This window comes from Pseudomonas sp. LBUM1649 (assembly GCF_059716155.1).
Genome location: NZ_CP166807.1, coordinates 4,450,837 through 4,463,610, shown reverse-complemented (window position 1 = coordinate 4,463,610; position 12,774 = coordinate 4,450,837). Strand labels below are relative to the sequence as shown.

8 protein-coding genes and 2 pseudogenes are annotated in these 12,774 nt (G+C 53.0%); 5 read left to right on the top strand and 5 right to left on the bottom strand.

Going from position 1 to position 12,774, the window contains the following annotated elements; genetic code table 11:
• Nucleotide 1 precedes the first annotated feature (1 nt).
• A pseudogene (locus tag ACA058_RS20620) lies at nt 2-103 on the top strand (ATP-binding protein); the annotation flags it as partial.
• A gap of 54 nt (nt 104-157) precedes the next feature.
• On the opposite strand, the gene ACA058_RS20615 reads toward ACA058_RS20620, so the two are convergent.
• On the bottom strand, nt 158-946 hold the full coding sequence (locus tag ACA058_RS20615; protein ID WP_497635682.1) for a PhzF family phenazine biosynthesis protein: 789 nt from the start codon (nt 944-946) through the stop codon (nt 158-160).
• 559 nt (nt 947-1,505) lie between these two features.
• Here ACA058_RS20615 and ACA058_RS20610 point away from each other — a divergent pair.
• Both ACA058_RS20610 and ACA058_RS20605 read left to right on the top strand, forming a co-directional pair.
• A complete protein-coding gene (locus ACA058_RS20610; protein ID WP_497635681.1) occupies nt 1,506-1,796 on the top strand; it encodes a hypothetical protein in 291 nt (96 codons plus the stop codon).
• A 347-nt stretch (nt 1,797-2,143) separates the two neighbouring features.
• Nucleotides 2,144-3,421, top strand: coding sequence for a peptidase MATCAP family protein (locus ACA058_RS20605; RefSeq protein ID WP_497635680.1), 1,278 nt, complete (start codon nt 2,144-2,146; stop codon nt 3,419-3,421).
• Between the two features lie 137 nt (nt 3,422-3,558).
• Here ACA058_RS20605 and ACA058_RS20600 read toward each other — a convergent pair whose 3' ends face one another.
• A complete protein-coding gene (locus ACA058_RS20600; protein ID WP_497635679.1) occupies nt 3,559-4,170 on the bottom strand; it encodes a tyrosine-type recombinase/integrase in 612 nt (203 codons plus the stop codon).
• Between the two features lie 280 nt (nt 4,171-4,450).
• Here ACA058_RS20600 and ACA058_RS20595 point away from each other — a divergent pair, with 280 nt between their 5' ends.
• Nucleotides 4,451-5,836, top strand: a complete 1,386-nt coding sequence (locus ACA058_RS20595) for an FAD-binding oxidoreductase (protein WP_497635678.1) — start codon at nt 4,451-4,453, stop codon at nt 5,834-5,836.
• 489 nt (nt 5,837-6,325) lie between these two features.
• Here ACA058_RS20595 and ACA058_RS20590 read toward each other — a convergent pair whose 3' ends face one another.
• Nucleotides 6,326-6,760 (bottom strand): PRC-barrel domain-containing protein, encoded by a 435-nt coding sequence (locus ACA058_RS20590; RefSeq protein ID WP_497635677.1) that lies wholly within the window; start codon nt 6,758-6,760, stop codon nt 6,326-6,328.
• Between the two features lie 964 nt (nt 6,761-7,724).
• Nucleotides 7,725-7,865, bottom strand: a pseudogene (locus ACA058_RS20585) (NAD-dependent epimerase/dehydratase family protein); the annotation flags it as partial.
• A 359-nt stretch (nt 7,866-8,224) separates the two neighbouring features.
• Here ACA058_RS20585 and ACA058_RS20580 point away from each other — a divergent pair.
• Nucleotides 8,225-9,871, top strand: a complete 1,647-nt coding sequence (locus ACA058_RS20580) for a phosphoethanolamine transferase (RefSeq protein ID WP_497635676.1) — start codon at nt 8,225-8,227, stop codon at nt 9,869-9,871.
• Nucleotides 9,872-10,149: 278 nt separating this feature from the next.
• On the opposite strand, the gene ACA058_RS20575 is transcribed toward ACA058_RS20580, so the two are convergent.
• Nucleotides 10,150-12,774, bottom strand: coding sequence for a glycosyl hydrolase family 5 (locus ACA058_RS20575; RefSeq protein ID WP_497635675.1), 2,625 nt, complete (start codon nt 12,772-12,774; stop codon nt 10,150-10,152).

The following is a 12,774-nucleotide window of genomic DNA, read 5'->3' as shown; positions in this document are numbered from 1 at the left end:
CGGCTCCGCGCAGAACGTCGTGTTCATCGGCGGGCCGGGAACTGGTAAGACACACCTGGCATGCGCCTTAGCCGTATCCGGAATCACTACACGCAATAAACGAGATTCTCAGAACAGAAATAACTTTTACATATCCGGATATAAGGTAGCCCTCTCTTCAATCAGGAAGATAAATTTCAGCTTTCATGAACGTTGCTGCTTTTCCTCTTATGGTGATTCTATTTCCTTTTAGTTCACATAACAAAATGCCCTCTCTTTGAGATGCTTGAAACGCAGATAAACGATTTTTACCCAGTCGTGCTGCCCAGAAGGGAACCAGTGTTGCATGTATAGACCCTGTAACCGGGTCTTCAGGAATACCTGCGCCGGGGGCGAAGTAACGCGAAACGAAGTCATACTCATCGCCCTTTGCTGTTATTACTACTCCGGTTGGTCCCAGGCTAGATAGTTTGTTGAAGTCTGGTTTGTATGATCTAACTTTTCCCTCGTCGGCTAATTCTATGAAAATATTCTCAAAGTTTTTGAAATGATTTATAGCAATGTCACGAAAGAGGGGCTCGATGATAATGGGTAGTTGAGAAATCTTTTCCGGTTCAATGCATGGAAGATCTAATAGATATTCATTTCCCAGTGATTCTACCTTCAAAGTACCTACGCGAGTAAAGAAGGACAAGGGGCTCTGCACGTTATATTCAGTTATCAATATATGTGCTGCAGCAAGGGTCGCGTGACCACAAAAATCCACTTCTACCGTGGGGGTAAACCACCGCAGATCCCAGTGATCCCCCGCAGATTTGACAAATGCGGTTTCAGCTAGATTGTTTTCGCCTGCGATAGATTGCATCAGATTGTCACTAAGCCACTCTTCTAAAACAAGCACCGCTGCAGGGTTGCCACCAAAAACCTTGTCAGAAAAAGCATCAACCTGAAACATTTTATGAATCATTGATGTCTCCACGTTTAATTAATGATGCTCCACTGGCTGGTAATTCTGGGGCCAGCTCAGCAACGGAAAGTCAGAAAACGGTTGTTCAGATTGCATTGGTAATGCCGTCACTGACCGATGGTGCAGACGTTATCTATTTATGACCATTAAAGTCAATATATTGACCTTTTTAGGGGGGTGAAACGCGGCGAGGTACCGGTGTCACCGGTCCGTGAGAACTGCAGACGCGGAAACGCCCTTGCAGCGCAGCCCAGGGCGGGTTTATGTGCGGGAGAGCAGCAGCCTTATTCCTGCGGCTCCAAAAACGAGTGCGAGGGTACCCTCGATCCATCGGCGCGCCCGACGATATTCCCGGATCATAGGTTGCGGTGGAGAAGACGATCGCATAGCCACAGAAGACAGACAGCTATCGGCCAGGAGCTGCCGGTGGTCGCTGCATTTCGCTTCTCACCGGCGGTTGACTAAGCTGAACAAATCGGTACGAACTGAAACCCAAGTGATAACTGCCATCAGCGGATCTGGGTTGGTATCAAGACGCTAACTGACAAAGGAGGCGACTATGTACGCGGTTATAAGAACCTACTCGGGTCCTGGCGCAAAGCAGCTTTTCGATCTTTTAGAAAAGCAAAAGGCCGACGTCGAAGCTGCCCTCCGGAAAGTGACCGGCCTTGCAAGCTACACACTGCTACCTCTCGGTGATGGCGGTATGTCGGTGACTGTTTGCATGGACAAGGCAGGCACCGATGAGAGCATGAAAGTCGCTCGCGACTGGATTCAGAACAACGCCTCGCACATCCACGCGAACCCGCCGGTCGTCACGGAAGGTCCGGTCATTGTGCAGATCAATTAGCGCGCCCCGGAGATCCCTCACGACAATATTGCTGTCGCAGTCATTGCTTTTACCGGTCCTTGGCACTGCGTCATTACAGGCAGAAATTGGCAAAAAGCAGTTAGTGGCCATTTCGAAATGGGCGCTTGAGAACGCACGCTCATAACGCTTGCTTGAACTCTGCGCTTAGGTAAGGTCAATGCAGCCAAACACCACACGTAAAGAAATTGTGTGGTGCATAACTCCTTATAACCCCCCTTCGTCGTAAATGCCGCGTGAAAAAGCAGGACCCCTTGACCTGCTACAACGCCATACATCGGCAACGACTAAGCCTTTTCAAATGAACCTCGTCTCTCAAGGTGATCTCCATGAGCGCCACGTCCCTGTCTGAACTCGATGCCGCACTGCCCGGTTTGGCTCGCAAGATCCGCGTACTGGATGCCCTGTCCTGGCCTGATGGAGTCGAGGAAGTCTTCCTGGCCCATTGGCGCGGCGGGAAAGCAGAGTTGCCCAGAGTCAATCTGCGCCCGCGCGAGCACAGCGCCGACATCGCCGCCCTGGAAGCCTTTATTGGCCGTTGCGATGAGGGGCATCCGGCCGGGGCCTACCTTGCCATGACAGCGCGTAGCTATGCCACGGCCGGACGTATGCTCGGTGCCATTGGTACACCCGCCTTTACTCAGTATTCGTCAGCACTGTACCGGCGCCCGGACTTCTACTATTCGAGCCAACAGATGAGCATGTTGGACGCGGCACAATTTTTCCTCAAGACCACCGACGCCCTACTGGGCGGTGCCCGGATTCCACCGACCCCGGCAGAGCTCCCGGCCGAGGCCTTCGCAGCCTGGATACAGCCGGAACTGGACCGCTTCTTCGGCGCGGGCCGGATCACGGTGGTGCTCGACCCGACCCTGGCCGCCAAGGCCATCGCCGGGGCGAGCCGCATCCGCATACGGGCCAGCGCTCTGTTCTCGGAACTGGACAAGAATCAGTTATTGCAGCACGAGGCCTTCGTGCATGTCGCCACGGCGCAAAACGGCGCGCTACAACCCAACCTCAAAAGCCTGGGCCTGGGAGCGCCACGCACGACCCTGACTCAAGAGGGCATTGCCACCCTGGCCGAGCTGTTCACTGGCAGCATGGACATCAACCGCATGCGTCGCCTTGCCCTGCGCGTGCTCGCGGTCCAGCAAGCGCTGGATGGCGCCGATTTCATCCAGGTATTCGAAGGTTTTCTTGCTGCCGGCCAGTCGCAAGAGGAGTCCTACCGCTCGACCCAACGGGTTTTCCGCGGCGCCGACCTGCATGGCGGTTCGGCGTTCACCAAGGATGCCGCCTACCTGACTGGATTGCTCAGCGTCCATACGCTGCTGCGCATCGCGATCCGCGACAACCGGCCGGAACTGGTGGGCCATTTGTTTGCGGGGCGCCTCAGTCTGGGTGATACCGTACGCCTGGCTCCACTTTTCGAGTCCGGCTGGCTCCGAGAACCGGCCCATCTACCGGCCTGGGCCTCCGATCTGCGCCTACTCGCCGCCAACCTTGCCTTCTCTGCCTTTATCGCCCGGATCAAGCTGGATGTGCTCGATCTGGAGGTGCTCATGGCATTCGCAGACGAACACGAAGCCGATGCCAGCGCCATGTGATCACGGTACCTGCGAACTGAATCGTTTTGGTTCGACGAAAATATCTGAACGACTGCTTCACGCTATTTTGGACCCTGCAGGACTGGCTGCTATGGGTCGGATAGCGACGGTCAAGCATCAACCGTCACTATGGATGCTCAGACTTCCGTTTGTTCCGCCATTTCCAGGGCATCATCGACCTCGATTCCCAGGTATCTGACGGTGCTTTCAAGCTTCGTATGACCAAGCAGGAGCTGGACAGCTCTCAGGTTCTTCGTCCTGCGATAGACCAGCGATTCCTTGGTTCGCCGTAGTGTGTGAGTACCGTACATGGTCGGGTCAAGGCCAATGGCTGTCACCCACGCTTTGACTATTCGAGCGTATTGCCTGGTGGAAAGATGGTCTGAAGCGTGCAATCGGGTCGGAAACAAGAAGTCCTCGCTGCGGAGGTGCATCCACGCCTCAAGAACCGTTCGGGTTTGCTCAGTGATTTCAAATTGCACTGGGTGCTGAGTTTTCTGCTGCATCACGATGGCCCGCGACGAAACATGCTCCCCATGGGCGATGTCTCGGACTCGCAACTTGGTTAAGTCACAGGCACGTAGTTTGCTGTCGATGGCCAAGTTGAAGAGCGCCAAATCACGTGTCTTCTCCGCGACCTGGAGCCTGACCCGGATGGCCCAGATATCTCTTACTCGGAGCGGGGCTTTCTGCCCAACAAGCTTTCCCTTGTTCCAAGGCTGATGGCTGTTTCTAGCAATAGTGTTCATGGCTCGTCCTCCACGTTGAGGGACGACAAAGGTAGATCTGTCACAACGAGTGGTGGTCGCTATTCGACCCCAAGCGGACCTGCGGTATTGGTTACTTCTGCCTCGTCATTTGGCAAACCGTACTTTCCGGCCTAGTCTTGTTCGATGTCGTATTTCCAAAAGAGTGTCTAAAGAAACAGTCACCTAGATCTCGGCGAGGAACGTTGTCCGACATAGGCACGGATGTTATGGGACAGGAATGTCGTTTAATAGTAGTTAGGCTGTAACAAAGGACGCAAGCATGAAGCAGCTACAGAAGACGACGATCGACGAGTTCAAAGCGGACTTCCGAGGGGATGTACTTCTCCCTGGCGACGGGGACTACAACGAGGTGCGGCAAATCTGGAATGCGACGATCGACCGTAGGCCAGCGCTGATCGCCCGCTGCACGTCGCCAGAAGATGTCGTCCAGGCCGTCAAGCTCGCACGCAAGCAAAACCTGCTCGTCTCAATCCGAGGAGGCGGGCACAACATCGCGGGCAATGCCGTTTGCGACGACGGCCTCATGATCGACCTCGCGCTGATGAAGGGCGTCCAGGTGGACCCGAACGCCCGCCGGGCAATCGTCGAGCCCGGTTGCACCCTCGGTGAGTTCGACGCGGCCCTACAAGCGCACGGCCTCGCCACGCCGCTGGGCATCAACTCGACCACGGGCGTGGCCGGCCTAACCCTCGGTGGCGGCTTCGGCTGGCTGAGCCGGAAGTACGGCATGACCATCGACAACCTGCTCTCCGCGGATGTCGTTACGGCAGATGGCAGTCAGGTGCACGCTAGCGAAACGGAAAACGCTGACCTCTTCTGGGGACTGCGTGGTGGCGGTGGGAACTTCGGTATCGTCACCCGCTTCGAGTTTCGGCTTCATCCCGTCGGGCCGGATGTGCTGAGCGGGCTCATCGTCTTTCCGTTCGACCAGGCGAAATCGGTGCTCACGCAGTTCGCCCGTTTCACCGAGACAATGCCGGATGACCTCAACGTCTGGGCAGTCACTCGGAAGGCGCCCCCGCTACCCTTCTTGCCCGCGGACGTCCACGGTAAAGAGATGGTCGCACTTGCCCTGTTCTATGCGGGCGACCCTACGCATGGCGAAAAGCTCATCGAGCCGCTCCGCGGGTTCGGCACGGCGCTTGGCGAGCACATCGGCGTGCAGCCGTACACCGCCTGGCAGCAGGCCTTCGATCCCCTTTTGACGAAGGGTGCGCGCAACTACTGGAAGTCGCACAACTTCTCGCGGCTCAGCGACAGCGCGATCGACGCCATCATCGAATATGCCGGTAAGCTCCCGTCTCCCCAGTGCGAGATCTTCGTCGGCACGATCGGCGGCCAGACGGCCCGCGTAGCGCCCGAGGCCATGGCCTACTCAAGCCGAGACGCAAACTACGTGATGAACGTACACAGCCGCTGGGAGTCGGCCGCCGAGGACGAGCGCTGCATTGCCTGGGCGCGCGAGTTCTTCGCCAAGTCGCAGCCGTTCGCCAGTGCGGGCGCGTACATCAACTTCCTCACCCAAGACGAGACGGACCGCATCGCGTTCGCCTACGGTGCGACGTACAACCGGCTGGTGGAGCTCAAGAAAAAGTACGACCCGACGAACCTCTTCCGGATGAACCAGAACATCAAGCCGGTCTGAGACGAGGTCATACGCCTGACAACCGCCTGCACCTGACCGCCGCAAGCGAGCTTGCGGTTCCCCTCGGGCCGCTGGCCCGAGGCGGCTGCTGCGGAGCGTTAGGCCCGTGTAGCCGCACGACCACGCTGGGCCGCTGGGCGGTCAAGAGCAATGGCGCTTCTGCGACAAGTGCTTCTCCATGTTCTGGAACGGCGACCCCCAACAACCGGGGCCGGTGTCCGGCTGGTGGCAACCACAATTCCCAAGACTTCAACTTCTTCCTGCCACACGACCACAGCGGACCCGGCAATGCGGGTACGATGCGGCTGGGACCTAGCCTTGATTCGGCGGCCGTCAGCAGAATCCACTCCAAACCCTTGTTGCTGCCAACAGACAACAGAACCTTTTCTCAACGCAATGCGCGCCTTAGGGTTTGGCATCCCACCGACCAGCCTTAACAGGTCGTTGTTTTACTCGGCGCGCATCACTCTTCGTTTCGAATATGGACAGCTACCTGTTGTAATCGAAGGGTTTAGTTCCATAGAAAGAATGGATTTCTGCTGCCCAAGATTCGTCGGCCATATTAGGCCAGCTGTCATTGTCAAAACCTGGTGCATTTTCCAAGCGCTCTTTCTCGACGTTTAGTACAAAGCGCTTGTTTACTGTATCCAGTGTCAATGCATTCCAGGGTACCGCAAACAGTTTTTCTCCCATGCCAAGAAAGCCACCAAAGGATAGAACGGCATAACTCACTCTACCGCTGCGAACATCTAGCATGATTTCCTTAATATCCCCCAAGTCTTCTTCATTATGGTTATAAACATCATTTCCAATGAGTGTGTCTGCCCCCATCAGGTCGGGGCCAGGCCCCTGTTCCTCGGAGCCAGCGTCTCGCAGGAGGTTGGTTTTGTACATGCCATAGGTATCGCGATCTTCATAGTTCATTGCTATCTCCTATCAGCAACCGCCAATCAATCAAAAAGTCAACACACAGCCTTGATGGCTGGTACTGATGGGAGTCATCCGCTTTTGAAAAAGTTGAATTTTTTTTCTGCATGACGACGAGTGGTAAGTTGGAAATAAAAAAATAATTAGCTTTTAATCAGGTTGCTATCCATGTGTGATGCTTTGAGTTGCTTTTATACATGGGTATTCGCTACATCGATATCGTAGATACCTTATAAAGCAATTTCCTATTGTGGGAAACTACGTCTCTGGGTTGAATTTGACTTCATAAATATGAAAGTTAAGTTTGGGTCGCACTTTAACCGACCTCGGTCAGCGGTGCGAACTAATTGAATGATCTTCCATATAGGGAAATCCAGTAAATTCCAGAGCAGGACGATTCAAGATTTCAAACTCAGACGTGTATTTTTTGACCATAGAAACCAAGACCGACTTTTTCAAAAGAATCGATCCAATATAGATAGTCGGAGGCGCCAGGCTGAAACGTGGCCTCAACGACCTGGCGTTTGAAGTCCAACGGGAAGTTGGGGCGGCGGCCGGTTCGACGAGCTGGGGGGACTGTATCCAAGATAGTGTCCATTAAAAAATGGTGTCCACTATCTTGACCAATTTGGAGGGCTGTCCGGAGAGGGTGCTGGCCGGACGGTTACAGCAAAACGGCTATAGGTATGGCCTTTTTGCTTCAGCGTCATCGAGCCCAGCGTGAAGAGAACTACCGGGTTGATGCAGTCGAGAAGGCGTATCAGGCAATGCTAGCGGGCCATTTTGACCCGCAAAAGGGTCTAGTTCTTGCCTTACTTTCAGGCGAACAACCCGCTTAAACTCTTTGCCTTGACCACGCTGCATTACTGCATCTGCCTTAAATTTTTATGGAACTAGCGACTCTCCCGAACTCGCCGTTCCGTGCTCGGTGTGCACTGTGATTTGAGCGTGGAATTTCTCTGACCAATTCTCCGCCCGCCAAGGCGCTGCGATGGCCTGTGGAAAAGTTGTCTGCCACCACCACGTCGTGAACTGCACGCAGTAACTGTTTAACCATGTGCGAGCCGATATAGCCCGCGCCACCCACCACCAAAAATTTCATCCTGATCTCCGATTTCCTGGACACTATTGCTGTGCAAGCACAGATTGCAACGTCAGTTCGAACCCTGCAAGCCGTCGAACTTGATTGTATAACGGCCATCAAGGTAGGTCGCGGGCTGCTTCATTTGCCCCAGAATGCCTAGGGTGAACAAGTGTCAAGCCTTGCGGCGCCTGGAGGGTTAGCGTGCCCTCGAGGGGCTCTGCAAGTTGGTTTTTTCGCTACAAGCTTGCTGGCAAGAGTTGAGACTCGCGACGTTTGGACGCCAAAGGAGAGAATATTTTTAACAAGATACAGCGAGCGCGCCAATTGGAGCTACCCTCTGAGGAGGCATATGGGTATCCTGCGAGAATAATTATCAAATGAAAAACTCCGCCAAAATTATCGATTACTCATTTAAAATATTAAAAGCAGAATGGCCAAATTTAGTATTGTGGTCATATCTGCTATCACCGTTGATTGTTAGAACGCTAACAAACTATCAATACTCTAAAATTGATTTATTGGTCTTTTACACCCTTAGCATGTCGGTGTTGTGGCTTTTGGCAATTAGATTTATTTCATCCAATCAATTCAAAGTTCACATCATTCTGCTGCCATTTTATTTGGTAGCAGCTGTTGATCTCTTTTTGGTTTTAAATTTCAACTCGAAATTAACAGCGGCCTATATATTTATTGGCTTGACAAACTATAAGGAGGCAAGCGAATTTTTACCGACCTATTGGCAGTCCATCAGTATCGTTTTGGTGATCTTTATATTTTGCTATGGGGCTGGATTAATAGGCCTGCATAAGCGCGAATTATATAAAAACAAAGGTATTTTTGTTCTGGTTGTTAGCGCCTTGCTAGTGGGGTATGGGGCGTATTTTTATAAAACCGTCAAACTTAATTCTCTCGGGAAATCTGCGGTCATGGATCTCCTTGCAAAAGATCAAAGCACGCCAGTAGGTTATTTATCGCAAATTGCCCTTACTGCAGACTTGTATTTGGGGACGGAGAAACTTATCAAGCGCCGTCGAGAATCTGATGTAAAAATAACCAGCATGTCGAATCAATCAAATATAGAAACCATTGTTTTTGTGATCGGTGAGTCATCACGGCCGCACAACTGGTCCCTCTACGGTTATAACAAGGAAACAACCCCAAATCTCGGTAAGCAGGCGGGGATTTTCAAGTTTAATCATATTTGCACGACAGCCCCCTATACCTCGTTCGCGGTACCTTCAATGCTGAGCCTTGAGCCTATATCGGATTGGGACTCCATTGCGTCAACAAAATCATTGGTGAGTATATATCGCGCAGCCGGGTACATGACCTATTGGTTGTCTGTACAGGAGGTTGATAGTTTTGGCGGAATAATCCCACAAATAGCCGCAGAGGCACAATATCGTCAATATTTTGAGAGGAGCTATGATGGAGCATTGATTTCAGAATATGAAGAAATACTAAATAAAAGCGATACAGGAAAGAAAGCCATATTCATTCATGTCAAGGGTAGTCATTTCGAGTATTCACGCCGATACCCGGAACATTTCGATAAGTTCAAACCGTCAACAAACAGCTTCAAAGACAAAATTACCGCGGAATATGATAATAGTATTTTGTATACGGACTGGCTGTTAAGCACAATTATTGATCGGTTGAAGTCAAGTAAAAAACCATCTGTCTTGTTTTATTCATCGGATCATGGTGAGAACATGATGGATGACAGCCGAGGGCTCTTGGGTCATGGAATTGGCAATAAATATGACCTCCCGGTTTCGGCATTTATCTGGGCGTCCGATAATGTTTCAAGCCAGCAATCGCTCAAGCTTTTAAAGCTGAGGGAAAGAGAAAGTCAGAAAATCAGCATATCATCCTTGCCACATACTCTTTTAAATATCACTGGGGTTTTCACGAGTAAGTATAAAAGTTCGGATGATTTATTAAGTGATAATTTTGTATCGTCGAAATGTCCACATCTGCTCGGCGCAGGCTATGTTCCATCGTTTGATTTTGACACCCATTAAATAGCCCTCGCTGAATAACGCCGCAAGGCGTTGATCCATCAGGTTGACTTCCTGATTTCAGGTCTGGCGTGCAATTCCACGGCAGTAAGGCTTCAAAGTCATCTCACGACACGGCCTGTGGCAACATCATCCAGCGCTCCTGGAAGCTATTGATGTGGAGGCGCAGATTGCAACGTCAGCGCAATCTACCAGGCCATTATTTTAAAATAGACGGGCTAGTTATTGGCTCGCAGGCGTGCGTGATGATGCTGTATTGGCAGGGGGCGGCTGCGCGTCGCCTAAGGTTGTGCTTGCGTGACGCCTTTTTTCAAAAACAACCAGTTCGACGCCTGCAGGCCGTCGAACTTGATTGTATAGCGGCCATCAAGGTAGGTCGCGGGCAGCTTCTTCATTTGCCCCAGAATGCCGTGGGTGAACAGTGTCAAGCCTTGCGGCGCCTGGATTGTTAGCGTGCCCTCGAGGGGCTCAACGTAAAAAGGTATTTTGGCGTCGTCTTGGGGGATGGCACGGGTGCCTAACGAAATCAGTAAATCCTGCGATCGGCCCAAAGGCGCGTCGTCCAGACTTTGCACCACCACACTGGCGTTGGCGGTCTTCACTTGAACTTGAATGTTGCCAAGGCTGATCGACTCGCCGCCGATCCAGCCGGTAGCGGCCTGGGTACGTGGTGTATTGATGGTGTAGATGCCTTGTTTCCAGTTGCGCTTTAGCTCACCCGTGTCTGTCGTGGACTCGCTGGCATTGGTGTCCAGCAGCGACTGGCCAGGGTCATGAAATTCCTGTGCATTGCTTGGGATAACGCTCTGTTGCAACCAAGGCAATTCCGGCGTCTGTGGCATCGCGATTTCCAGCTTGCCTTTCTCCATGGCTGTGCGCAGTAGAGCAGAGTTGGCCGGTGTGATCATTTGGTTGAACAGGGTGCTTGGCGTCGGCGCGAAGACGTAGGTCGTTGTTGCTTCGCGAACGTCTGCACGGCGATAAAGCAAGGCGGCGGCGGGCAGAGTGGCCAGCATTGCAGGGTCGTTATAGGTGTGCCAGTTGCTGGCACTCATGTCTTCGCCCCCCAGTGGCTCCTGGCTGTAGGCATATTGCATCAGTGCATCCCAGCCTTGGTGTCTGGCGGTGCCGGCGATATAGAGTGGCAGCGAGTGACGGTCTGGTGTCGGGAAGGGCTCATTGTTCCACTCGGTGACAGTCAAGGGTTTGCCGGTGACCTGGCCGGCGGCAATCCAATTCACTATGCCGTCGCTGTAGAGCGGGTTTTTCTCTATCTGTCCCGAGCCCCCGTAGCTATGGACATCGATTACGTCGCCGGCAGTAAGGGCCGGCAGGGAGTTCAGACCATTGCGGCCCCAGCTACTGGTTGTGGCGATGGGGACCTTCACGCCTATTCCACGCAGGTGTTGAATCATGTCGACGTTGAAACGTCGCTCCAGATCGTTAAGGAACAGCTTGGAGGGGCCTGGCTCCCAGGAGCGCCAGGTCTGGTCTGCAGACAGATTGTGCTGTTTGGCAAAAGCCTCGGCCTCCGCCATGTAGACGCGATTGTGCTTCGGCAAATTCTTGTCTGGCAACAAGGCGTTGCCAAAGTGATTGGTGACGTCGTTTTCGTTGGTAATCAATACGGCGGCGATCGCCGGGTCGTCTTTGTAGGCGAGACCGGTGTAGCTGTTTACATGGGTCAGGTAGGCTTCGGCAAAGCGCTTCATGGCTTTCTGAATGGTGAGATTCACATAGGAATAGCCCTTGAGATAGGTAAAATTCTGCTCTTCTTTTGGCAATTCATCGAAGCCATAAATGTTGTCGTTTTCAGTGAAGACTCGCTGGACGTGCAGATCGAGCCACACATAAATGCCTTCGTCTTTCAGGCACTTGATCCACCAGTCGATTTTTTTCAGCGATTCCGGGCTCAGTTGCTGGGTGCTGCGCGTGACCCTACCGTCGCCAAAGATGTTCGGGAAGACCCATGGCGAGTCATGGTGGTGCAGTCGGACAAGATTGAAGCCCAGTGCCGAAAGGCGTTTGGCCTGCAGCTTGATTGCATCGTCTGGCGTGAGGAACAGCGTGTAGGCCGAAAGGTTGGTGCCCCAGAAACGCGCCGCAGTGTTGTCGGCAAATAGCAATTGCTCGCCGGAGGCTTTGACGAAGCCGCGCTTGCCTGCAGGTTTTTCCTGAGTGTTGAGAAAGGACAGGTCGACCGGCGAGGTTTTCCAGTCGAGCTTGTCAGTCGGCCAGCTCTTTGGGTCCGACAGCCCGAAGCGCTCGGTAGTGGTCGGGCCGACCGCCACATCGCCAGAAACGCTCAAGGTGGCTGTGAAATCCTGGCGGCCAGGTTTGATCGTGTTCTTGTAGAAAAAGGCGCGCACCTCGGATTTACTGCCCGATTCAAAGTACACACCCGCCAGTGCGGGCTCGAAGCGCATTTCGATGCGTCGACCTTGTGCATTGCCCCAGGTCCAGCCGCGGTTTTCGGGTAGCAAAGTGGGCTCGCCCATTTCTCCAGCGAAAAGAGCGGGGTCGAATTCGAAGACGATGCCACCACCTGAAACGCCAGACTTCCCGCTGTGTGCATCCAGGGTAAAGTTCCAGGTCAGCTTTTGCTCGCCTTGCTTCTGAATCTGCGCAGTCAAGTCGAAATCCAGCGCTTTGTTTTTACCTGCAAGGGAGTATCGATAAGGGGTGTTTACCTTGAATTCGGTCTGCAAATACGTCCAGTCCCAGTTCCTCCCAAAGAACGAGAATGTCGTAGCAACTACCGGACTGCCACCACGCACCAGCATTGGCAGGCCGTTGCGCTCATCCACACTGACGACCCAGTCCGACGCCCAGGTACGAAACGGCCAAATAGCAAAAAACAGCAGTAGCAGGAGCAGTATCTGGGGACGGCGAAACAATTGGACCAT

What these genes read in the sequence shown, in the direction of transcription:
- ACA058_RS20595 (WP_497635678.1), top strand. Translation starts at nt 4,451, where the DNA reads ATGAAGCAGCTACAGAAGACGACGATCGACGAGTTCAAAGCGGACTTC.
- ACA058_RS20610 (WP_497635681.1), top strand. Translation starts at nt 1,506, where the DNA reads ATGTACGCGGTTATAAGAACCTACTCGGGTCCTGGCGCAAAGCAGCTT.
- ACA058_RS20605 (WP_497635680.1), top strand. Translation starts at nt 2,144, where the DNA reads ATGAGCGCCACGTCCCTGTCTGAACTCGATGCCGCACTGCCCGGTTTG.
- ACA058_RS20615 (WP_497635682.1), bottom strand. Translation starts at nt 946, where the DNA reads ATGATTCATAAAATGTTTCAGGTTGATGCTTTTTCTGACAAGGTTTTT.
- ACA058_RS20590 (WP_497635677.1), bottom strand. Translation starts at nt 6,760, where the DNA reads ATGAACTATGAAGATCGCGATACCTATGGCATGTACAAAACCAACCTC.
- ACA058_RS20575 (WP_497635675.1), bottom strand. Translation starts at nt 12,774, where the DNA reads ATGGTCCAATTGTTTCGCCGTCCCCAGATACTGCTCCTGCTACTGCTG.
- ACA058_RS20600 (WP_497635679.1), bottom strand. Translation starts at nt 4,170, where the DNA reads ATGAACACTATTGCTAGAAACAGCCATCAGCCTTGGAACAAGGGAAAG.
- ACA058_RS20580 (WP_497635676.1), top strand. Translation starts at nt 8,225, where the DNA reads ATGAAAAACTCCGCCAAAATTATCGATTACTCATTTAAAATATTAAAA.